Source organism: Streptomyces sp. NPDC090032, from assembly GCF_044748025.1.
In the GTDB taxonomy this organism is placed as follows: Bacteria; Actinomycetota; Actinomycetes; order Streptomycetales; family Streptomycetaceae; genus Streptomyces.
In genome coordinates, this window is sequence record NZ_JBIVFF010000009.1 from 35,620 (window position 1) to 58,452 (window position 22,833).

The 22,833-nt window shown below is 72.7% G+C and carries 15 protein-coding genes and 1 riboswitch; of the genes, 10 read left to right on the forward strand and 5 right to left on the reverse strand.

The genetic code is table 11. From position 1 onward, the window contains the following. The first annotated feature begins 110 nt into the window (after nucleotides 1-110). Nucleotides 111-1,112 carry an Ig-like domain-containing protein gene (locus ACIPWY_RS23005; protein ID WP_393704128.1) on the forward strand — a complete coding sequence of 334 codons (1,002 nt, stop codon included), beginning with the start codon at nucleotides 111-113 and terminating at the stop codon, nucleotides 1,110-1,112. Nucleotides 1,113-1,142: 30 nt separating this feature from the next. On the opposite strand, the gene ACIPWY_RS23010 is transcribed toward ACIPWY_RS23005, so the two are convergent. The 4 genes from ACIPWY_RS23010 to gcvT form a co-directional block, all read right to left on the reverse strand. After that, complete coding sequence (locus tag ACIPWY_RS23010; protein WP_389538806.1) at nucleotides 1,143-2,513, reverse strand: L-serine ammonia-lyase; 1,371 nt, start codon at nucleotides 2,511-2,513, stop codon at nucleotides 1,143-1,145. Nucleotides 2,514-2,664: 151 nt separating this feature from the next. After that, the gene (glyA, locus tag ACIPWY_RS23015; RefSeq protein WP_362904545.1) at nucleotides 2,665-3,924 is read right to left on the reverse strand and encodes a serine hydroxymethyltransferase; all 1,260 of its coding nucleotides are present in this window, start codon (nucleotides 3,922-3,924) and stop codon (nucleotides 2,665-2,667) included. A 13-nt stretch (nucleotides 3,925-3,937) separates the two neighbouring features. Continuing rightward, nucleotides 3,938-4,321: a glycine cleavage system protein GcvH gene (gene gcvH / locus ACIPWY_RS23020; RefSeq protein WP_100598297.1), complete on the reverse strand. Its 384-nt coding sequence runs from the start codon at nucleotides 4,319-4,321 to the stop codon at nucleotides 3,938-3,940. Nucleotides 4,322-4,413: 92 nt separating this feature from the next. Further along, nucleotides 4,414-5,553 carry a glycine cleavage system aminomethyltransferase GcvT gene (gene gcvT / locus ACIPWY_RS23025; protein ID WP_362904547.1) on the reverse strand — a complete coding sequence of 380 codons (1,140 nt, stop codon included), beginning with the start codon at nucleotides 5,551-5,553 and terminating at the stop codon, nucleotides 4,414-4,416. Between the two features lie 159 nt (nucleotides 5,554-5,712). Further along, nucleotides 5,713-5,816: riboswitch (glycine riboswitch) on the reverse strand. A gap of 143 nt (nucleotides 5,817-5,959) precedes the next feature. Between gcvT and ACIPWY_RS23030 the strand changes: the two genes are divergently transcribed. The 4 genes from ACIPWY_RS23030 to ACIPWY_RS23045 all read left to right on the forward strand — a co-directional run bounded on the left by ACIPWY_RS23030 (nucleotide 5,960) and on the right by ACIPWY_RS23045 (nucleotide 11,696). Beyond that, nucleotides 5,960-6,631 (forward strand): AAA family ATPase, encoded by a 672-nt coding sequence (locus ACIPWY_RS23030; RefSeq protein ID WP_393704132.1) that lies wholly within the window; start codon nucleotides 5,960-5,962, stop codon nucleotides 6,629-6,631. Between the two features lie 106 nt (nucleotides 6,632-6,737). After that, nucleotides 6,738-7,505, forward strand: a complete 768-nt coding sequence (locus ACIPWY_RS23035) for an enhanced serine sensitivity protein SseB (RefSeq protein ID WP_393704134.1) — start codon at nucleotides 6,738-6,740, stop codon at nucleotides 7,503-7,505. A 170-nt stretch (nucleotides 7,506-7,675) separates the two neighbouring features. Beyond that, the gene (locus ACIPWY_RS23040; protein WP_362904551.1) at nucleotides 7,676-8,476 is read left to right on the forward strand and encodes an enhanced serine sensitivity protein SseB C-terminal domain-containing protein; all 801 of its coding nucleotides are present in this window, start codon (nucleotides 7,676-7,678) and stop codon (nucleotides 8,474-8,476) included. 235 nt (nucleotides 8,477-8,711) lie between these two features. Continuing rightward, nucleotides 8,712-11,696 (forward strand): AfsR/SARP family transcriptional regulator, encoded by a 2,985-nt coding sequence (locus ACIPWY_RS23045; RefSeq protein WP_401534711.1) that lies wholly within the window; start codon nucleotides 8,712-8,714, stop codon nucleotides 11,694-11,696. 17 nt (nucleotides 11,697-11,713) lie between these two features. Here ACIPWY_RS23045 and ACIPWY_RS23050 read toward each other — a convergent pair whose 3' ends face one another. Continuing rightward, complete coding sequence (locus ACIPWY_RS23050) at nucleotides 11,714-11,917, reverse strand: hypothetical protein (RefSeq protein WP_362904555.1); 204 nt, start codon at nucleotides 11,915-11,917, stop codon at nucleotides 11,714-11,716. Between the two features lie 283 nt (nucleotides 11,918-12,200). Between ACIPWY_RS23050 and ACIPWY_RS23055 the strand changes: the two genes are divergently transcribed. The 5 genes from ACIPWY_RS23055 (at nucleotide 12,201) to ACIPWY_RS23075 (ending at nucleotide 22,819) form a co-directional block, all read left to right on the forward strand. Continuing rightward, entirely contained in the window at nucleotides 12,201-13,973 is a 1,773-nt protein-coding gene (locus tag ACIPWY_RS23055; protein WP_401534714.1) for an amino acid adenylation domain-containing protein, read from the forward strand. After that, entirely contained in the window at nucleotides 13,970-15,214 is a 1,245-nt protein-coding gene (locus ACIPWY_RS23060) for a cytochrome P450 (RefSeq protein WP_401534717.1), read from the forward strand. The genes ACIPWY_RS23055 and ACIPWY_RS23060 overlap by 4 nt, the downstream gene beginning before the upstream one ends. Nucleotides 15,215-15,277: 63 nt before the next feature. Beyond that, nucleotides 15,278-16,036 carry a thioesterase II family protein gene (locus ACIPWY_RS23065; RefSeq protein ID WP_401534719.1) on the forward strand — a complete coding sequence of 253 codons (759 nt, stop codon included), beginning with the start codon at nucleotides 15,278-15,280 and terminating at the stop codon, nucleotides 16,034-16,036. Next, nucleotides 16,020-17,255 carry an MFS transporter gene (locus ACIPWY_RS23070; RefSeq protein ID WP_393704145.1) on the forward strand — a complete coding sequence of 412 codons (1,236 nt, stop codon included), beginning with the start codon at nucleotides 16,020-16,022 and terminating at the stop codon, nucleotides 17,253-17,255. Before ACIPWY_RS23065 ends, ACIPWY_RS23070 begins: the two co-directional genes overlap by 17 nt. 47 nt (nucleotides 17,256-17,302) lie before the next feature. Next, a complete protein-coding gene (locus tag ACIPWY_RS23075; RefSeq protein WP_401534722.1) occupies nucleotides 17,303-22,819 on the forward strand; it encodes a condensation domain-containing protein in 5,517 nt (1,838 codons plus the stop codon). The last annotated feature ends 14 nt before the right edge of the window (nucleotides 22,820-22,833 follow it).

A 22,833-nucleotide genomic window follows, 5' to 3' on the forward strand; every position in this document is an offset into this window, starting at 1 on the left:
GGTGGCCGCAGTCTTGGAACACGCTTTACATGGCGCCGCGGAACTGCCGGAGCCGTGTGAATGTCTGACAGGGAGTCGGGCCCGATGGGGGGCAAGGGGTGAATCGGAGAGTGGGGCAGGTCGTGGGACGGCGCAAGGGCGGAATAGGGATCGCGCTCGTGACGGTCGCGGTGCTGGTGGGCGCGAGCGCCTGCGGCGGCGGCAGTGGCGACAAGGCAGCGGGCGGCAACGACGGGAAGGAGGAGGGGAAGCCGGGCGCGAGCGCCAAGCCCGCACCGGCGAAGCCCAAGGGCCCGCCGATGCTCCTGGAGACGATCACTCCGCTGAGCGACGCCAAGGTCGGTGTGGCGATGCCGATCTCGGTGGTCTTCACCAACCCGGTGGCGGCCAAGGCGCGCGCCTCGGTCGAGAAGCACATGAAGGTCAGCACCTCGCAGCCGGTGGCCGGCGCCTGGCACTGGTTCGGCGACAAGCGCGCCGACTGGCGGCCGAAGACGTACTGGCCCTCCGGTACGAAGGTGAAGGTCGAAGCCGACATGAAGGGCGTCAGCAACGGCAACGGCCGATACGGCGTGCACGGTTACACGCACTCGTTCACGGTCGGCGACGACGTCCGGGCCGACGTCTCCGTCACCGGCCACACCATGAAGGTCACCAAGAACGGCCGGGCCGTGCGGACGCTGTCGATCAACGCGGGCAGCGCCGAGTTCCCGACGTGGAACGGCACGATGGCCGTCATCGACAAGCAGGAGAAGGTCCACATGACCTCCTGCAGCGTCGGCATCAGCTGCGACAAGGGCAGCGCCAACTACTACGACCTGACGCTGCCCTGGGACGTCCACCTGACGCAGTCCGGCACGTACGTCCACTACTCGACCGGTGACCCGAACCCGGGCAGCGGCTCCGCCCGCGGCTCCCACGGCTGCGTCCACCTGTCGCTGGCCGACGCCAAGTGGTTCTACGGCCAGGTCAAGCAGGGCGACCCCGTCACCATCACGGGTTCGCCGCGCGCCAAGGCCCCGGCCGACAACGGCTACGCGGCCTTCAACTTGAGCTGGGACCAGTGGCTCGCGGGGAGCGGGTCGGGGGAGGGCACGACGGCGACCCTGTGACCGTCGCCGCCCTCAGCCCCCCGCTGATCGTCAGCACTCGATGATGTTGACGGCGAGGCCGCCCCGCGCCGTCTCCTTGTACTTCACGGACATGTCGGCGCCGGTCTCCTTCATGGTCTTGATGACCTTGTCGAGGGAGACGTGGTGGCGGCCGTCGCCGCGCAGGGCCATGCGGGCCGCGGTGACGGCCTTCGCGGCGGCCATGCCGTTGCGCTCGATGCAGGGGATCTGCACGAGGCCGCCGACCGGGTCGCAGGTCAGGCCGAGGTTGTGTTCCATGCCGATCTCGGCGGCGTTCTCGACCTGCTCGGGGGTGCCGCCGAGGACCTCGGCGAGCGCGCCCGCGGCCATCGAGCAGGCGGAGCCGACCTCGCCCTGGCAGCCGACCTCGGCGCCGGAGATGGAGGCGTTCTCCTTGAAGAGCATGCCGATGGCACCCGCGGAGAGCATGAAGCGGACGACGCCCTCCTCGTCCGCGCCGGGCACGAAGTTGATGTAGTAGTGCAGGACCGCGGGGATGATGCCCGCGGCGCCGTTGGTGGGCGCGGTCACGACGCGGCCGCCCGCGGCGTTCTCCTCGTTGACGGCCATCGCGTAGAGGGTGATCCACTCCATGGCGCGGGCCGTCGGGTCGCCCTCGGCGCGCAGCTGGCGGGCCGAGTTCGCGGCGCGGCGGCGGACCTTGAGGCCGCCGGGCAGGATGCCCTCGCGGGACATGCCGCGCGAGACGCAGGCCTGCATGACGCGCCAGATGTCGAGGAGTCCGGAGCGGATCTCGTCCTCGGTGCGCCAGGCCTTCTCGTTCTCCAGCATCAGCGCGGAGATGGACAGGCCGGTCTCCTTGGTGAGGCGGAGCAGCTCGTCGCCCGTGCGGAAGGGGTACTTGAGGACCGTGTCCTCGGGCACGATCGGGTTCTCGCCGGCCACGGCATCCTCGTCGATGACGAAGCCGCCGCCCACCGAGTAGTACGTCTTCTCCAGGACGAGGGCGCCCTCGCGGTCGTAGGCGAAGATCGTCATGCCGTTGGCGTGGTACGGGAGCGCCTTGCGGCGGTGCAGGACCAGGTCCTCGTCGAAGCTGAACGGGATCTCGTGGACGCCGAGCAGGCTGATCTTCCCTGAGGTCTTGATCGCCTCGACGCGGTCGTCGGCCTTCTCCACGTCGACGGTGCGGGGCGAGTCGCCCTCCAGGCCCAGCAGGACCGCCTTGGGGGTGCCGTGGCCGTGTCCGGTGGCGCCGAGGGAGCCGTAGAGCTCGGCGCGTATCGAGGCGGTGTGGGCGAGCAGGCCCTCGTTCTTGAGGCGGCGCGCGAACATGCGGGCCGCCCGCATCGGGCCGACCGTGTGGGAGCTGGACGGGCCGATGCCGATCGAGAACAGGTCGAAGACCGAGATGGCCACGGGGAACTCCTTGGTGGGGTTTCGGCGGACGCCGTTGTCCGCCGGGCGGTGCGCAATGCGATACGGAGGGCGGTGCACGGGGCGGGGCACCGCTCTCACTGTCCAGTGTGCGCGGTGCCCCGAAATTTCATACGTACAAATGCGTACGAAACTACTTCAGGCCGGGGTACAGGGGGTACTTGTCGGCGAGGGCGGTGACCCGGGCCTTGAGGGACGCCGCGTCGTACTCCGGCTTCAGGGCCTCGGCGATGATGTCGGCGACCTCGGTGAAGTCCTCGGCCTGGAAGCCGCGGGTGGCCAGGGCCGGGGTGCCGATCCGCAGGCCCGAGGTGACCATCGGGGGACGCGGGTCGTTCGGGACCGCGTTGCGGTTGACCGTGATGCCGACCTCGTGGAGGCGGTCCTCGGCCTGCTGGCCGTCCAGCTCGGACTCGCGCAGGTCGACCAGGACCAGGTGCACGTCGGTGCCGCCGGACAGCACGTTCACGCCGGTGGCGCGGGCGTCGTCCGAGGTCAGGCGGGCGGCGAGGATCTGGGCGCCCTCGATGGTGCGCTGCTGGCGCTCCTTGAAGTCCTCGCTCGCGGCGATCTTGAAGGAGACGGCCTTGGCGGCGATCACGTGCTCCAGGGGGCCGCCCTGGAAGCCGGGGAAGACGGACGAGTTCAGCTTCTTCGCGAAGTCCTTCTTCGCGAGGATGATCCCGCCGCGCGGCCCGCCGAGCGTCTTGTGCGTGGTGGAGGTGACCACGTCCGCGTACTCGACCGGGTTGGGGTGCAGCCCGGCGGCGACGAGGCCGGCGAAGTGGGCCATGTCGACCCACAGGTAGGCGCCGGTCTCGTCCGCGATACGGCGGAAGGCGGCGAAGTCCAGCTGGCGCGGGTAGGCGGACCAGCCCGCGATGATCACCTTGGGGCGGTGCTCCTTGGCGAGGCGCTCGACCTCGGCCATGTCCACGAGACCGGCCTCGTCGACGTGGTACGCGACCACGTCGAACTGCTTGCCGGAGAAGTTCAGGCGCATGCCGTGGGTGAGGTGGCCGCCGTGGGCGAGATCCAGGCCCAGGATCGTGTCGCCGGGCTTGGCGAGCGCGAAGAGGGCGGCCTGGTTGGCGGAGGCGCCGGAGTGGGGCTGGACGTTGGCGTACTCGGCGCCGAAGAGGTCCTTGACCCGGTCGATGGCGATCTGCTCGGTGACGTCGACGTGCTCGCAGCCGCCGTAGTAACGGCGGCCGGGGTAGCCCTCGGCGTACTTGTTGGTCAGGACCGAACCCTGGGCCTCCATGACGGAGACCGGGGCGAAGTTCTCCGACGCGATCATTTCCAGCGTCGACTGCTGACGGAGCAGCTCGGCGTCGACCGCGGCGGCGACGTCCGGGTCGAGCTCGTGCAGGGGGGTGTTCATGAGCGACATGGTCGTGGTGTCCCTAGTTGCCGGAGCCGGAGAACGCGTCGTACTCGTCCGCGGAGAGCAGGTCCTTCGGCTCTTCCGAGGTGCGGACCTTGAACAGCCAGCCGCCCTCGAACGGGGCGGAGTTCACCAGCGACGGGTCGTCCACGACGTCCTGGTTCGCCTCGACGACCTCGCCGGTGACCGGGGAGTACAGGTCACTGACGGACTTGGTCGACTCGAGCTCGCCGCAGGTCTCGCCCGCGGTCACCGTGTCACCGACCTCGGGGAGCTGGGCGTAGACGACATCGCCGAGCGCGTTGGCCGCGAACTCGGTGATGCCGACCGTCGAGACGCCGTCCTCGGCGCCCGACAGCCACTCGTGCTCCTTGCTGTAGCGCAGCTGCTGGGGGTTGCTCATGATCTGAATTCTCCTGTACGCGGGTGGGTGCTGCGGAACGAGAGGGGTGTGCGCTGGGTTACTTCCGGCGGCCCCTGTGAGGACTGGTCGGGCTACTTCTGGCGCTTGTAGAACGGCAGCGCCACGACCTCGTACGGCTCGTGGGCGCCGCGGATGTCCACGCCGACGCCCTCGGTGCCGGGGGCGGCGTGCGCCGCGTCCACGTAGGCGATGGCGATCGGCTTGCCGAGCGTGGGGGAGGGGGCGCCGGAGGTGACCTCGCCGATCACCTGGCCGTCGGCGACCACGGACATCCCGGCGCGCGGCACCCGGCGGCCCTCGGCGATCAGGCCGACGAGCTTGCGCGGCGGAGCGGTCTCGGCGCGCAGGGCCGCGGCCTCGAGCGCCTCGCGGCCGACGAATCGGCCCTCGTTGCCCGTCTTCTCGAACTTCACGACGCGGCCGAGACCGGCGTCGAAGGGGGTCAGCGCCGTCGTCAGCTCGTGCCCGTACAGCGGCATGCCCGCCTCCAGGCGGAGCGTGTCACGGCAGGAGAGGCCGGCCGGGACGAGCCCGACCGGCGCGCCCGCGTCGGTCAGCGCCTGCCACAGCTTCTCGGCGTGCTCCGGGGCGACGAACAGCTCGAAGCCGTCCTCGCCGGTGTAGCCGGTGCGGGCGATGAGGGCGGGGACGCCGGCGACGGTGCCGGGCAGGCCCGCGTAGTACTTGAGGCCGTCCAGGTCGGCGTCCGTGAGGGACTTCAGGATGCCGGGGGACTCGGGGCCCTGGACGGCGATCAGCGCGTAGGCGTCGCGGTCGTCACGGACCTCGGCGTCGAAGCCCGCGGCGCGCTCGGTGATCGCGTCGAGGACGATCTGCGCGTTGCCCGCGTTGGCGACGACCATGTACTGCGGAAGACCGGCCTCGTCCTCGCCCAGGCGGTAGACGATCAGGTCGTCGACGATCCCGCCGTCCTCCTGGCAGATCATGGTGTAGCGGGCGCGGCCGGGGCCGATCGTGGACATGTTGCCGACGAGGGCGTAGTCCAGGAGGTCGACGGCCTGCGGCCCGGTGACGGTGATCTCGCCCATGTGCGACAGGTCGAAGAGGCCCGCCTTGGTGCGGACCGCGAGGTGCTCGTCGCGCTCGCTGCCGTACCGCAGCGGCATGTCCCAGCCCGCGAAGTCGGTCATCGTCGCGCCCAGCGAGCGGTGCAGGGCGTCGAGGGCGGTCTTACGGGGGACGTTGCTCATGAGTGGTGCTCCAGGATCCCAGGCATGACAGACGAGGGCGATGGTCTCCCTCCCCATCTGTCATCGGAACCTGAGAGGTTCGCCGGCGCCACACGTACTGGTGGTCGCGGCTTGCACCTTGGGTGGAGCGGCCGAGGGCCGCCCGCTTTTCAGATATGCCTCGCCCGCGCGGTACGGGGCCTGAGAGATTCAAGGGAGGAACTTGCTCCTTCGGCGCCCCCGGGGACGCGTAGGCGTCCGGGGAGCTCTCCCGCGCGGATTCAAGCGGCCGGTATGCAGTTGGTCGTGCTCTTGGCGCGCACATCATTGCATGCCGACCGGACGGGGGAACCACTTGTACGGCATTACCGTCTCTTTACACTTGGCGGGCAAGGGTGGCGTGACCGGAGCGGGGAGGACGATCACGGTGCACAAGGCAGTGGCTGGTGCGTACGCGGCGACAGGGGTCGCGCAGCGGGCGGTGTCCCGTCCCAGGCAGTTGTCAGGGCGCGGTCCCGTCGTCAGGGATCTGCGCGGCAGAGCCGGACGTACCCCGCGCCGTCTCGGCTTCGCGCGGGGCGACCTGATCGTGATCTCGGGTCTCCCGGGCAGCGGCAAGTCCACGCTGATGCGCCGCGTGGTCGGCGCCGGGGGAGCCGTGCGTATCGATTCGCAGGACACCCGTGACCGCTGGGCGGCCCGGCTGCCGCGGCTGCTCCCGTACGCCGTGTACCGCCCGCTCGTGCGGCTCGCGCACTTCGCCGGGCTGCGGCGGGCCCTGCGCTCGGGAGACAGCGTCGTCCTGCACGACTGCGGCACGCAGGCCTGGGTGCGGCGCTGGCTGGCCAGGGAGGCCGGGCGGCGCGGCGTGGATCTGCACCTGATGCTGCTCGACGTCGACGCGGAGACGGCGCTCGCCGGCCAGCGGGACCGCGGCCGCGGGGTCTCGCGCTACGCGTTCGCCCGGCACCGCCGCGCTGTCGGATTCCTGGTGGAGTCGGCCGAGCGCGGTGACCTGCCGTGGGGCTGCGCCTCCGCCGTGCTGCTCGACCGGGACGCGACGGATGTGCTGAACGGGATCGGGTTCGAGGGGAGTTGACCGGCGGCGACCCTCGGTGTGCGGGCGGATGCGGAGGGTGTCGTGTCATCGGTACGCGCTAGGGTTCGGCCGCAGACAGAGCGGTTCCAGAGCGGGTGGTAGGCACATGGACATTCCGGCGCAGGCTCACGCACACCCGTACGGTGGGTGGCCGGCCAACGAGCTGGAGGAGGTGCTCGCCGCTTCCCTCGGGGTCGACTCGGCGGGCGGACGGATCGTCGAGGTCCTCGGGCGCAGTCAGGTGTGGATACCGCTGCCCCAGGGCGGCGGGCCCGGCAGCCCGAACCTCGACCTGCCGACGCTGGAGATCCAGGGCCAGGCCTATGTGCCCGTCTTCAGCTCGGAGGAGCAGTTCCTCGCGGTCGTCGGCGACCGGATGGGCTGCACGGTCGCGCCGGCCGTCGAGTTCGCGCGCGGACTGCCCCCGCAGGTGGGCATCGCGGTGAACCCGGACGGCGCCGTCGGCGTCCCGCTGCCCCCGCCCGCCGTCGCCGAGTTGTGCAAGTCGGGGCGTACGCCGCTGGACGGGCCCGCCACGGGCGGCCGGGTCAGCCTCTACGAACCCGACTGGCAGGAGGACCCGGTCGACTTCCTGGCCGCCGTGCGCGAGGAGTTCGAGGCGGCCGGCGTCGTGCTCACCGCCCGCCGCTGCCTCGCCAGCGTCGAGGGCGGCGACCCGACCCTCTTCGTCGGCGTCGAGCTGTCGCAGTGGGAGGGCCCCGCGCGCAACCTGCCCATGGACGCCCTGGGCCGCGCGCTCGGCCGGGCCCCGGCGCCCTGGCCGGTGAACCTCGTCCTGCTCGACATCACCCAGGATCCGGTCGGCGACTGGATGCGCGGCACGCTGCGGCCGTTCTACACGCAGGGTCACTGAAACCCCGGCGCCGGTCCCCGTTCGAGGACGGCACGGGAAAGCGGTCGACCGCGCGTACGTCAAGTCGGTGTCAGGATCGCCGCTTAAGCTGGTTTCATGACCTGTCTGGGCGGTCCCGCCGCGGGGAGCGGGTCGAAATCGTCGAGTACGTCACGAAGGGGCGGTTACGGGTGAGTGCGTCGGGCACGGCCGCGGCCGGTCAGGTCGAGCACATGCTGCGCCAGGTGACGCCGGGGCGTTACGACGCCTACGAGGCGCTGCTCAACGCGCTCGCGGACCCGGGCGCCGGCCAGGTGTGGATGCTGCTCTGGCACGGCCAGGCCGGATCCCCCGACGCGCAGTACGGGAACATGGAGGTCGGCGGCTTCTCGTACGCCCCCTGTGTCACCTCCGCCCAGGAGCTGTCCGCCTCCGGCTGGAGCCGCGCCTACGAGGTCGTCGGCGGTGTCGACGCGGCCCGCACGCTCTACCCCGACCACTACGGCCTCTGGCTCAACCCGCACGCGCCCGGCGGCGGAGTCGGCATCCCGTGGCTCGACCTGCGCCGGATCGCGGGCGGCCTCGACCGCCAGCCCGCCGGACCCCTGCGCCTGAGCGACCCCGCCATCGAGATCCCGCAGTTCTACGCCCTGCTGACGCAGAACGCGCACCGCACCACGGCGATCCGCTCGCTGCGCCGCGCCTGGGTCCAGCCCACACTCGGCGCGCCCTATCTGGCGATCGGCCTCGACGTGTACGACACGTCGCCGGTGTCCGTGGACGCGGTGCGCGCCATGATGCAGCAGTCGGTCGTCGCCGTGCCCGACGGGCTGCCCGTCTCCACGGTCGCGATGTCCGACGAGCACGACCCCGTAGCCCTGTGGCTGCGTGCCAACGCCCGCCCGTTCTACGACCGCGAGGCCCACGCGGCCCCGGCCGCGCCCGCCCCCGCCGCGGGGTACGGGTACCCGCCGCCGCACGGGACGTACTGAACTGTTCGGTCCTCAAGCGACATTACGGATCGGTTGGTTGAACGTAAATGAACCGCCCTGCCTCAGTTCACGTGAGGACCAGGTGAGAGGGCTTAAGTAATGCCCTGACCAGGTGTCGAGCGCACTGGTGGAGACTCGCGACACACGATCATCGCTGTATAGTCACATCGATTCGGTGGCCGACGGGGGCGGATGGGACGCCCGCGTCCGGTCCACTCCTTAGGGGGGAGCCGTCGTGACAGCAGAAGCAACAGCGAGTTACCGAATTCTCGGGCCACTCGAAGTCATCGGCGGCGATCGGCGGGAATGCCGCATCGCGCGCGGCAGACAGCAAGTGATCCTGGGCATGCTGCTCCTGGAGGCCAACCGCGTGGTCAGCGCGGAGAGCCTGATCGCAGCCGTGTGGGGCGATTTTCCGCCATCCACGGCGCGCACCCAGATACAGGCCTGCATCTCCTCGCTGCGCAGCGCTCTCGGGGAAATCGATGAAGGCGACGCGATCGTGACCAGGGATCCCGGATATGTGATCCAGGTCGGCGATCAGCAGATCGACAGTCAAGTTTTCGCTAAGAAAGTCGCCGAGGCCAACTCCCTGATTGCCGAAGGGGCCGCGAACGCCGCGGAATTGCTCGACGAAGCGCTCGGTCTGTGGCGTGGACGCGCGCTGAGCGGAGTTGTCAGCAGCAAATTGCGGTCGAAGGCGTCGGAGCTCGACGAAAACCGGCTGGTCGCTCTGGAGACGTACACAGAACTCGAGTTGAAGGCGGGACGGCCCGGCCGGCTGGTCGGCTCGCTGCGCGCGCTCGTCGCCGAGCACCCGTTGCGGGAACGAATACGCGGCCAGCTGATGCTGGCCCTCTACCGCTCCGGCCGGCAGGCGGAGGCCCTGGAGACGTACCGCGCCGGACGGCTCCTCGCGATCGAGGAGCTCGGCCTGGAACCGAGCGACGAACTCAAGCGGCTGGAACTCGCCGTCCTGTCGGGCGAGGCGGCGCTGCCCCCCGAGCCCGGCATCGCGCCACGGGAGCCGGAGCCCGTGCGGGCCGCCCCCGTCCCGCCGGCGCCGGTCGCACCGGCGCCCGTCCCACCGCTCGTGCCGTTCCAACTGCCCTCCGACACCGCCGGGTTCACCGGCCGGGCCTGCCTGATCGAGGGCATCGACCAGGCCCTGCGCGACGACGGCAACCAGGCCACCCGCATCGTGACGCTGACCGGGCCGCCGGGCGCGGGCAAGAGCACCCTCGCCGTCCACGTCGCCCACCGCGTCGCCGCCCGCTTCCCGCACGGCCAGCTGTACTGCGACGTCGGCGGCACCCGCGCCCAGCCGCTGACCCCGGCCGCCGTGCTCGGCCGGTTCCTGCGCGCCCTCGGGGTACCCGGCGCCGCGCTGCCGGACGACGTGGACGAGCGTGCCGAGATGTTCCGGCATCTGCTCGCCGACCGCCGGGTCCTCGTCGTCCTTGACAACGTTCGCAGCGAACACCAGCTGCGCATGCTGCTGCCCGGCAGCGCCAGTTGTGCCGTACTGATCACGGGAGGCCCGCGGATCACCGGGCTCGCCGGGGCCCGCGCGTTCAACGTCGACGTGTTCGAGAACGCCGAGGTCCTCGAGATGCTCGAAGGCGTCATCGGGGCGCAGCGCGTACGTGATGAGGCGGCCGCGGCCGAGACCCTCGGGCACATGGTCGGGCGGCTGCCACTGGCGCTGCGGATCGTCGCCGCGCGCCTCGCCGCCCGCCCGCACTGGTCCCTCGCCTGGATGGTGGAGCGCCTCTCCGACCAGCACCGCACCCTTGACGAACTGGCGCACGGCGACCTGGCGATCAGGACCAGCCTCGCCCTGATGTACAACGGGCTCGACGAGGAGGCGCGCCGTCTGCTGCGGCTCCTCAGCCTCCTCGACGGCACGTCGATCCCGGCCTGGACGGCCGCCGCCCTGCTCGACACGGGCCTGCCCCACGCCGCCGACCTGCTGGAACTCCTCGTCGACGCACAGATCCTGCACGTCGAGGGGACCGACCCGACCGGATCGCCCCGCTACAAACTCAACGGGCTCATACGCCTGTTCGCCCGTGAGGAGCTGGACCGGACCGAGGGGCCCGAGGGGCAGCGCGCGGCGGTCGCCCGCGTCGTCGGCGGCTGGCTGGCCGCGGTGGAGGAGGCCCATCGCCGCATCTACGGCGGCCACTTCACGGTGCTGCACGGCACGGCGCCGCGCCTGCGGTTCCCCGCCGGGTACTTCGACCGCCTGCTCGCCGATCCGCTCGGCTGGCTGGAGTCCGAGCGCGCCAACGCGTGTGCGGCGATCCGGCTCGCGGCCGACGCCGGTGAGGCCGAGGCCTGCTGGGACCTGGCCGTCAGCCTCGTCTCGCTCTTCGAGGCCCGCTGCTACTTCGAGGACTGGGAGCAGACCCATCTGTGGGCCCTCGACAGCGTGCGCGAGGCCGGGGCGCGCCGCGGGTACGGCGCCCTCATGTGCTCGCTGGGCTCCCTGCACATCAGCCGCTCGCAGCTGACCGCGGCCGGGCAGCGGCTCGGCGTGGCCCGCGACGTCTTCGCCGAACTCGGCGACGTGCACGGGCAGGCCATGACCCGGCGCAACCTCGCCCTGCTCGACCAGCGGCGCGGCAACAATGAGGCGGCTCTCGCGCAGTACCGGCCCGCGCTGGAGGAGTTCCGCTCGGCCGGTGACTCGGTCGGCGCCGCGAGTGTCCTCGTCCACATGGCGAGCATGGAGATCGACCGCGACAACCGGGACGCCGCGGGCGCCCATCTCTCGGAGGCCCTGGCGATCTGCCGTGCCACCGGCAGCCAGCGGGTGGAGGTGCAGGTCCGCTACGTACTCAGCGTGCTGCGCCAGCGCCAGGGCCGCTACACGGAGGCCGAGGAGATCCTCACGGGCGTCCTGGGGCAGGTCCGTGAGCGCCGGGACATGGCGGGGGAGTCGCGCATCCTGCACGGTCTCGGACTGGTCAACGCCCGGCTCGGCCGCACCGGGGTCGCCCAGACCCGGCTGCGTGAGGCCATCGCGATCCGCGAGCGGATCATGGACCGGGTCGGCGCAGCCGAAGCGCGCCTCGAACTGGCCCAGTTGGAGGTCGCCATCGAGGACCGGATGCTCCTCGGTGACCACCACGGCGTCGTCTGCCGCACCGGTGGACCGGCGAACACCGCCGGCCCGGGCCGGACCCGGGGCGACGGTCTGCCGGACGAGCGCTAGGCCGCCTTCGGCCGGTACTAGGCGGCGCCTTCGGCCGAGTTGGTGCCAGGGCCGGGCCACGGGGTGTCGAACGGTGTGACGGTGCTCTGTGCGGCAGCGGTGGTGCCGGCCTGTGGGCCGGGCCACGGAGTGTCGTCGATGGCCGCCCCCAGGCCCAGGGTGAGGGGCAGGACGGCCGCTGCGACGAGTGCTGCCAGGGTGAACGTGGTGGTCCTACGCACGTGTTCCCGCTTTCCCTTGAATACGGGCCCGGACCTCTGCCCGGACCCAGCCCGTGGATCGTAGGTGACGCCGCTATCACTCAGCTATCGCTTCGCCACCGGCGACGGCCCCGGCGGCGACGGCGGACCGAGTCCGCGGCAGCAGCGGACCAGTAGGGCGCACGGTGATGATGCGACGGCGGCCGGAGCAGCGTCGGCCGCCAGATCCTCGAACTCCCCGGCGCCGACCCAGGCGCCGTTATCCGACGAGGTCCGGGCGACCCCCGGGCATGGAGGCTGGTCCGTGGACGCGCCGTACCCTTCGCACGCCCTGTCGATCGGGGCGACCTTCGCCCGGCAGGCCCGCCGCACGCCCGGCAAGGCCGCGGTCCGTGGTGACGACGGCGAACTGACCTACGGCGAACTGGACGAGCGCTCCGACCGTCTCGCCCGGCACCTCCAGGACCTCGGAGTGGCCGTCGGCGACGTGGTCGCCCTGGACGCCGCGCGCTCCGTCGCCACCGTCGTGGGCCTGCTCGGCATCCTCAAGGCGGGCGCCGCCTACCTCGCGCTCGAGCGCCGCTACCCGTCGGAGCGGAGGCGGCTGATCCTCGACGACGCGGACGCCCGGTTCGTCCTCACCGCGCCCGGCGCACACGGGGACCTGCCGGACGGGTGCACGGCCCTGCCGCTCGACGCGGACCTGCCCGCGCGGGCGCCCGCCGATCCCGGCGTGACCCCCGCCGACTCCGCGTACCTCGCCTACACATCCGGTTCGACAGGCGCGCCGAAGGGCGTCTGCGTTCCGCACCGCGCCGTGTCGCGCCTCGTGCTCGGCGCCGACTTCCTCGAAACCACCGCCGACGACGTGTTCCTGCAGTACGCGCCGATGGCGTTCGACGCGTCCACCCTGGAGATCTGGGCGCCGCTGCTCAACGGCGCGCGCCTCGACCTCGCCCCCGACCGCGACCTGTCCGTCAGCGAACTCACCAAGCTGGTGCGGCACTCGGGCACGACCGTGCTCTGGCTGACCGCCGGCCTCTTCCAGCAGGTCGTCGAGTCCGGCCTCGACGACCTGCGCGGGCTGCGCGTCCTGCTCGCCGGCGGGGACGTCCTGTCGCCGCCCCATGTGAACCGCGCCGTCGCCGCGCTGCCGGGCACTACGCTCGTCAACGGCTACGGCCCCACCGAGAACACCACCTTCACCTGCTGCCACACCATCACCGGGCCCGTGACCGGGGCCGTGCCGATCGGCCGGCCGATCCGCGGAACCGGCGTCCACGTCCTCGACGAGAACCTGCGTCCCGTCCCCGACGGGGAGAGCGGCGAACTCTTCGCGACGGGCGAGGGGCTGGCCCACGGCTACCTCGGCGCGCCGGCCCTGACCGCCGCACGCTTCCTGCCCGATCCGTACGCCACCCTGCCGGGCGCCCGGATGTACCGCACCGGCGACCTGGTGCGCAGGCGCCCCGACGGCGTCATCGAGTACCACGGGCGCGCCGACCAGCAGGTGAAGATCCGCGGCTTCCGCATCGAACCCGGCGAGGTGGAGTCCGCCCTCGCGGCCCTGCCCGGGGTCGCCGAGGCGGCCGTCGTCGCGCAGGAGCAGCCGGCCGGCGGCAAGAGCCTCGTCGCGTTCGTCACGGGCCGGCCCGGCGACGAGCCCTCCACCCTCGACCTGCGCAGGCGCCTCGCCGACGTGCTGCCGGAGTACACGATCCCGTCCCGGGTCAGGATCGTCGACGCGCTGCCCCTGACGGCGAACGGAAAGGTCGACCGCGCCGCGCTCATCGCCGAGCGCTCGCCCGGCAGGCCCGAACTCGCCGCGGCGTACCGGGAACCGGCGCCCGGCACCGAGACGGCCGTCGCCCGCCTGTGGAGCGACCGCCTCGGCATCGACGGCATCGGCGCCGACGACGACTTCTTCGAACTCGGCGGCCACTCCCTGATCGGCGTCCGCATCACCGCGGACCTCCAGCGCGAGTACGGCGTGGAGATATCCCCCGTCGCCTTCTACCTCGACCCGACGCCGGCGGGCCTCGCCGCGGCCGTCGACAAGGCGCGGGACGCCGCGTGAGGATCACCGCAGGATGCACTCCCGCGTCGGCCGCGGACCTCGCGGACGCCGACCTCTTCGACCCCGCGTTCCACGCCGCCGGCGACCCCCATGCCGTGTGGGCGCGCATGCGGGCCGACGCGCCGCTGCACCGCCAAGTGCTGCCTAACGGACGCGCGTTCACGTCGGTCACCCGTTACGCGGACGCCTGTCGCGTCCTCGGTGACCACCGCGCCTTCACCTCCGAACGCGGCAGCATCCTCACCCAGCTCGGCCACGACGACATCTCCGCCGGCCAGATGCTGGTCTCCACCGACCCGCCGCGCCACGGCGAACTGCGCCGGCCTCTCAACGGGAAGCTCACGGCCCGCGCGCTCGCCGACTGGGAGGGCCGGATCCGGCAGGCCGTCACGCACTTCCTCGCCCCCGCCAGGGACGGCGGCGTCTGGGACGTCGCACAGCGCGCCTACGACCTGCCGATGACCGTGGCCGGCGCATTGATGGGCGTACCGGAATCCGACTGGGACGACCTCGTGCGATGGACCGCGATGGCGGCGGCGCCGGACGACGAGACCTTCCGCGTCGGCACCAGCGGGGCCGCGACGCTGGCCATCGCCCACCACCAGCTCTTCGAGTTCTTCGCGCAGACCCTGCGCACGCGCCGCACCGAAGGGCCCGGCGAGAACCTCATCGGCCATCTGATGACCATGGACGCCGGCGGCGCGAAGCTGAGCGACGCGGAGGTCATCTACAACTGCTACAGCCTCCTCCTGGGAGCCAACGCGACGACACCGCACACCGTCTCGGGCACGCTCCTCGCGCTCTCCGAGAACGAGGACCAGCTGCGCAAGGCCGCCGAGGACCCCGCGCTGATCCCCGGCCTGGTGGAGGAGGGGCTGCGCTGGACGTCCCCCGCGAGCAGCTTCCTGCGCTACGCGGTCGAGGACACCGAACTCAGCGGCGGACGGGTGCCCGCGGGCGAGGCCGTCGCCGTGTGGATCGGCTCGGCCAACCGTGACGAGGACGTGTTCACCGACCCGTACCGGTTCGACCTGCTGCGCGCCGACAACCGGCACATCGCCTTCGGGCACGGCCCGCACTACTGCCTGGGCGCCACGCTCGCCCGCGTCACCTTCCGGATCCTCTTCGAGGAGTTCCTCGCCGGGTTCCGGTCCGTCGAACCGGCCGGGCCGCCGCAGCACTTGAAGTCGGTCTTCATCGCCGGGATGACCAGCCTTCCCGTCGTGACCGCGCCGCGCTGACGCCCGCGGGAACCAGCCGCCTCACCCCCCCCCGAAGCACACCGAGACAGGTGGAGTATGTCTGTGAATCCCGTGTCCGCCGGCGTCAGGGCCACCACGCCCTGGCTGCTGAGGAAACCGTCGCAGGACGCCGCGGCGCGCGTCTTCTGCTTCCCCTACTCCGGGGTCGGCGCGTCCATGTTCAACGCGTGGCCCGCCCGCTTCGGCCCCGCCGACGGCATCGAGGTGTGCGCCGTCCAGCTGCCCGGCCGCGAGAACCGGATGCGCGAGCCGCACTACGGCACGTACGAGGAGCTCGCCGGGCACCTCGTCGAGGCCCTGACCCCCTACCTCGACCGGCCCTTCGCGTTCTTCGGGCACTGCGCGGGATCACTGCCGGCTTTCGAGACGGCGCGGCTGCTCGCGAAGCGTCAACTGCCGCTGCCCGAGGCGGTGTTCGTCTCGGCGCAGGTCGCGCCGCACGACTGCCCGCACGACCGCTTCCTCGACATGACGGACGACGAACTCAAGGCCGAGCTGGAGTTCCTCGCCGTCTCCCGCGGCGGCACCGCCCACCCCGCGCTCATCGAGCTCGGCCTCGCCGTGCTGCGCGAGGACCTCGGCGCGAACCGGGTGTACGGCATGGAGCGGCCCGTACGGGTGCCGTTCGACATCACCGTCCTGCACTGGTCCGACGACCCCGAGGTCACCCACGACGAGCTCAAGGGCTGGGACGCGTACGCCGACGGCGTCGCCTTCCCCGTGCTCGACGGCGGGCACTACGACTTCCTGAAGGCCCCCGACGCTCTGATGGAACGGCTGGCCGATGCCTTCACAGCCTGACGTGAACGTGTTCCGCGTGCCCGGCTTCCGGCGACTCCTCGTCGGGCGCACCCTGTCCTTCCTGGCCACGGCGCTCGTGCCGACCGCGCTCACCCTTGCGGTGATCAGGGCGACGGGCAGCGCCGCAGACCTGGGGATCGTGCTGGCCGCCGAACTCGTGCCCCAGCTCGTACTGCTGCCCGTCGGCGGCGTGCTCGCCGACCGCTTCCCCGCCCAGCGGGTGGCGTTCGCCGCCGACCTGGTGCGCGGCGTCGCCCAACTCGCCATCGGCGCCGAGCTGTTGCTCGGTGCCGTCCGGATCGGCGACCTCGCGGTGCTCTCCGCCGTCACCGGCGCCGCCATCGCCTTCGGTACGCCGACCATGTCCCCGCTGGTCGCCGCCACGGTTCCGCAGGAGGCACGGCTGCGCGCCAACGCCCACCTCGGCGTGGCCCGCGGCTTCGCCCTCGTGGCGGGGCCCGGCATCGCGGGGGTCCTGGTCGTCGCCGTCGGCGCGGGCTGGGCCTTCGTGTTCACCGCGATGGTCTTCGGCGTCGGCGCCGTCACCCTGGGCGGCCTGCGGACCGAGCCCAGGGAGGCGAAGGAGCACACCCCGACGTTCTTCAGGGACCTCGCCGAAGGCTGGCAGGAGGTGCGCAGCCGCCCCTGGTTCTGGACCAACCTCGTCGGGCACGGGGTCTCCAACCTCGCGGCCGGGGTGCTCATGACGCTCGGACCGCTCATCGCCATCGAGCGGCTCGGCGGTGAGATCTCCTGGGTCGTCGTCTACCAGGCGGGCATGGCCGGCATGCTGGCGGGAGCCTTCGTCGCCCCGCGCCTGAAGGCCACGCGCCCCCTGATCGTCACCTCCGTGTGCGGCGCGCTGTTCGCCCTCCCGCTGATCACGTTCGCGGTGCCGCTGGCCGTCTGGGTGAACGCGGTCGCCTACGGGATCGCCATGCTCGGCATCGGCGTCCTCAACACGCTGTGGCAGACCACCATGCAGCGCCACTTCCCGCCGCACGCGCTGGCCAGGGCCGACTCGTACGACGCCCTGCTGTCCTTCGCGGCCAGACCGCTCGGGCTCGCCGTCGCCGCGCCGGTCGCCGCCCTCACCGGGTCCGCCGCGCCGCTCCTCGTCACCGCGGCACTCGTCGCCGTCGCCAACCTGGCGTGCCTCGCGCTGCCCGACGCCCGCGCCATCACGAACCGCGCCGAGCCCGACGTGCGCGTCGCCTGAATCCGTCCGGACCGCTCGACCTCTCACACTCACAGGGGGCAGGACCCATGGGCACGATCGAAGAGGGAGCCGCGCTCGCCGTCGTCGGCGCGGCTTTCGAATTCCCCCAGTGCGCCGACTGGGACACGCTGACCGCGCTGCTGCGCGAGGGCCGCGACGCGATGCGCGGGCTCCCGCAGAAGCGGGCCGAGGCCACCGGCGTCGTACGCACCGCCGGCGACCGCGAAGGCGGCTGGATCGACGACATCACCGGCTTCGACCACCGCTACTTCGGCATCTCCAAGGCCGACGCCGAACTGACCGACCCGCGCCAGCGCCGCATGCTCCAGCTCGCCGTGCGCGCCCTCGGCGAGGCCGGATACGCGCCCGAGGAGCTGGCGGGCACCGACACCGCCGTCCTCGTGGCCGGCTACGGCGCCCCGCATCCGAGCCTGTACAACCTCCTGCCCGCCGGGCAGCAGGGCGCCGGGCCCGCGATGACGGGCAGTCTGCACGCATACGCGGCGGGCCGGGTCGCCTACCACCTCGACCTGCGCGGTCCCGCCGAGGTCATCGACACGTCCTGCTCCTCCTTCCTGGTCGCCCTGCACGAGGCCCGCTGGAAGCTGGCGCGCGGCGAGTGCGACCTCGCCCTCGTCGGCGGCTTCGAACTCGTCCTCGGCCCGCTGCCGCGCCGCACCACCGGCACGGACGGCCTCGGCGTCCTGTCGGCGGACGACCGCTGCCGTCCCTTCGACACCGCGGCGGACGGCACGACCTACGGGGAGGGCGGCGGGTTCGTCCTGGTCAAGCGGTACGAGGACGCCGTGCGCGACGGCGACACGATCTCCGCGGTCGTGCGCGGCAGCGCCGTCAACCAGGACGCAGGACGCAGCACCGGCCTCACCGCGCCCAGCCCCGCCGCGCAGAGCGAGGTCATCACCGCCGCCTGGCAGGACGCGGGCGTCGACCCGGCGACCATCGGCTACGTCGAGGCACACGGCACGGCCACGAAGATCGGCGACCCCATAGAGATCCAGGGTCTCGCGGGCGCGTTCGCCGCGGGGCGGGACGGCGTCGGCGTACGGCCCGTGTCCTCGGTCAAGGGCAACTTCGGGCACCTCGGCTCCATGGCCTCGTTCGCCGGACTCATACGCGTCATCGCCCAGTTCAGGGCCGGCGAGATCTTCCCCACCGCGCACTTCCGCGAGGCGAACCCGCTGCTCGCCCTCCCTGAGGACATCCTGCGGATCGCGGCCGGCGACGCCGAGCCGTGGCCCACCGGCCGTGGCCCCCGCCGCGCGGGCATCAGCAGCTTCGGCCTCAGCGGCACCAACGCCCACATGGTCGTCGAGGAGGGACCGGCCGCCACGCCTGCGCCCCCGTACCCGGCCGTCGAGCGCCCCTTCGTGCTCTCCGCGCGCGACCTGTCGGGCCTCGACCGCCAGGTGCGGCGGCTGCGCGACCTGATCGCCGCCGACGTCACCGGCTTCGACCTGGCCGCGGCCGGCGAGGTCCTCACGGCGGCGCGCGAACACTTCCCGCTGCGGCACGCGTGGACCGTGCGCGACACCACCGAACTCCTCGGCCACCTGGACGCCGTACTGCACGGGCCCGCCCAGGCGCCCGTGCCCGGCACGACGCCGCCCCTCGTCGTGGCACTCGGCGACACGGTCGCCACCACTGCCGCGGAGCTGCGTGCCTGTGCCGCCGAACACCCCGCGTTCGCCGACGTCCACGCGGAGGCCGGGCGGGCGCTGTCCGCGGACGAGTGGAACGCGGCGCAGCGCACGCTGGTGCGGCTGGTCGGCGGGCACGCGATGCTCGCGCGGGCCGGTCTCGCGCCCGCCCTGGTCCTCGCCCACGGCGTCGGCGCCCACGCGGCCCGCGTGCTGCGGGCCGAGACGGACCTCGCGACGGCCATGGGCGCGCTCTGCGACCCGCTCGCCGAGCCCGCGCCGCCCAACCCCGAGGCCCTGCGCGGCGCCCTGTCCGGGCTCGCCGCACGCCCCCTGATCGTCGACCTGGCGCCCGGCGGAGCCCTGTCCGTGCTCCTCGCCGGACACCCCGCCACGGCCGTCGCCACCACCCCCGTACAGGCCCTGGCCCTGGCCTTCGCGCACGGGCACACCGTGGACTGGCGGGCCGCTCTCGGACGGACGCCCGTGCGCCGCGTCCCGCTGCCCGTCGCGGCCCTGGCGGAGGAGCACTGCTGGCCCGCCATGGCAGCGGTCCCGGATGCGCCGCAGGACGCCCCCGACGCTCCGGACGAGGCCGGCGCACAGACGGCCGGACCCGCGGCCGGGGGCAGTGTCACGGACATCGTGCTCGGCTTCGCCCGGGACGTCCTCAAGGAGCCGGGGCTCGGCGAGGACGACGACTTCTTCGACGCGGGCGGGAACTCGCTGAACGGCACCCAGCTGGTGGCCAGGATCAACGAGCACTTCGGCACCGACATCGAGGTCCTCGACCTCTTCGACCTGCCCGACCTGCGCTCCCTCGCGGACGCCGTGGCCGAGGCGGCCCCTCAGACGGCGACATCGGATACCGGGCACGGCCGGCAAGAACGGGGCGAGGCGCCGGGAGTCGCGGGCGAAGACGTGCGCGAAGGCCCGCTCTCCGGGCAGCAGACCGCCATCTGGGCCGCGCAGCAGCTCGATCCCGAGTCGGGCGCGTACAACGTGCCGGCCGCGCTGCTCCTCGACGGCGAGCCCGACCCCCGGTCTCTCGCGGCCCGGCTCACCACGCTGGTGCGCCGGCACCCGATGCTGCGGGCCTCTCTGCGGGACACCCCGGACGGCCCGGTGCAGTGCGTCGCGCCGGCCGACCGCTTCGAAGTCGTCCTGGAACAGGTCGAGTTCGACCTCTCCGGCCACACCCTGGGTGACGGCGAAGGCGTTCTGCTCGACCGGCTGCGCGCGCTCGTCGCGGCCCCCCTCTCGCCGTACGGCCGGCCCGCGGCCCGCCACCAGCTGATCCGCGCGCGCTTCGCCGACGGCGAGCGGCACGTCCTGCTGCTCACGTACCACCACCTGTTCGTGGACGGCTGGTCGTGGCGGCTCCTGTTCGAGGACCTGGCCGGTACGGCCCCAGCGGCCCCCGAGCCCGGCCGCCACTACCTCGACTTCGTGACCGGGCAGCGCGAACGCCTCGGACAGGAAACCGGGCGCACCCTGGAGGCGTTCTGGGCCGGCTATCTCAGCGGCTCCCGCCCCGCGCCGCTGCCCGAGGACCCGGCGGACGCGACCGCCCCCGGCGGCGCCGTCCGTGAACTGCCCGTGGCGCCCCGGCTCGCCGGGCGGCTGCGCGAACTCGCCCGGCACGAACGCTCCACGTCCAACATGGTGTTCCTCGCGGCCTGGGCGGCCCTGCTGTGGCAGATCACCGGAGAGACGGACGTGACGGTGGCCGTACCGGCGGCGGGGCGGGCGCCGGTGGACGAACCCGTGGTCGGGAACTACGCCAACACCCTGGTGCTGCGCGTACGGGTGCGGCCCGACGAGCCGTTCTCCGCGCTGCTCGGCGCGGTGCGCGACGCCTCGCTGGCCACGCTCGCCCACCAGGACCTGCCCACCGACCGCATCCGCCGGATCGCGCGGCCCGGCTCGGCCGAGCCGCTCGCCGCCACGATGTTCGGATTCAACAGCGGCGTCGCGCCACTGCGGCGCCTCGGCCCCGACGGGCCGGCCGTCGAACTCCTCGACGTGGGCCAGGGAGCGCCAACCTTCCCCGTGAGCGTCGCCGTCCTCGAATACGGCGAGGAGACGCGGGCCGGTGTCCAGTACGCGGCCGACCGCTTCCGCGCCACGACGATCGAGGCCTGGCTCGACGCCTACCGGTCGCTGCTGGAGGCCGTCGCCGAACAGGGCACGGGTGCGAGCACGGGGGACCTGCTGGGCGGCCCCGCGCCGGTGCGGGCGTCGGACGACGCCGGCACCCTCCCCGCAGAAGCAGCGGACGAAGCCGGGGCCGGTGGCCACGTGGTCCCGCGCACGGACGTCGAGCGCGAACTCGCCGCGCTCTGGGCCCAGTTCCTCAAGCGGGACCGGGTCGGCGTCACCGACGACTTCTTCGACCTCGGCGGCGACTCGATCACCGCCATCGCGATCGCCTCGGAGGCCGGCCGCCGCGGCCTCACCCTGCGGCCGAGGACCATCCTCGAGCTGCGTACGGTCGAAGCGGCCGCGGCCCGTACGACGCGCGCCGAGCCCGCCCCCGAGCTTCCTGACGCAGAGGCCGTCGACACCGCAGCCGGCACCCCCGACGAGACCGATCCCGCCGAACTCACCCCGCCCCAGCTGGAGTTCCTCGCGCGGGGCGCCGCCAGGCCCGACCACTGGAACCACGGTGTGCTCTACCGCGCCCGCCGCCCCCTGGACGCGGCCGAAGTGGGGCGTGCCCTGCGCACGCTCGCGCGGCGTCACCCGGTGCTGCGCGCCCGACTGCGCGAGGACGAGGGCCTGTGGCGCCAGTCGGCCGGGCCCGAGGCGCCGCCCGTGACCGAGTTCGACCTGCGTGGCACGGACGCCGGACGCATCGCCGAGACCGTCGACGCGCGCGCCACCGAACTGCACGAGTCCCTCGACCTGCGGGAGGGGCCCGTCTGCCGCGCGGGCCTGTTCCGCCTTCCGGCCGGGCTGCCCGACGAACTCGTCCTCGTCGTCCACCACGTCGTGGTCGATCTGTACTCGTGGAACATCCTCACGGAGGAACTGTCGGCGCTCCTGCGCGACGGCGACGACCGTGCGCTCGCCCCGGCGGGTCCCTCCTACTTCCACTGGGCGCGCCGCCTGGCCCGCCACGTCGCCGACCGCCCCGACGACTTCGACGGCTCGTACTGGCTGGACCGTACCTGGGGCGAGGGCGCGCAACGGGCGACCGTCCCCGAGGGCCCGCGCGGCGTCGAGGGCAACACCCAGGAGCTGGTCACCGACCTCGGCGTGCCGGACATCGCGGGACAGGGCATCACCCTGTACGAACGTCTGCTCGCGGCGCTCGGCGCCGCCTTCCAGGACTGGCTGGGCGTACGCGGCGGAGAGGTCGCCGTGCAGCTCGTCGGGCACGGGCGGGAGGACCTGCTCCCCGAGGGCGCCCCGCCCGGGTCGGGGGACGGGCTCGATCTCGGGCGCACCGTGGGCTACTTCAACACGACCTACCCCTTCGCGCTCGCCCTGCCCGGACGCCGCGCCGCCGCCGACCACACCGCGTACGTCGCGCGGGAGCTGCGGTCCGTGCCACGGGCCGGCTTCGGCTTCGAGGCGCTGCGCCACCACCACCCGGACCCGGGAACGCGGCGCGCGCTCGGCGCCATCGGGGTGCCCGGGGTGCTCTTCTCCTTCTGGGGCCGCCCGGCCTTCCTGGACGCCGGACAGGCCGGCGACGAGGAAGGTGTCCTCACTGACGTACGCACCGAACTCGTCGGCAGGGACCGGCCGTTCGACATGGAGCGGCCCTGCCCGGTCGAGGTCTACCCCAGCCTCACCGACGGCCGACTGAGCGTGCGCTGGCGTTTCAGCGGCGAGTTGTTCACCGCCGCGCGGATCCAGGACCTGGCGGACGCGTTCGGCGCGGCCCTCGGCACCTGACCGCCCTCATCCGT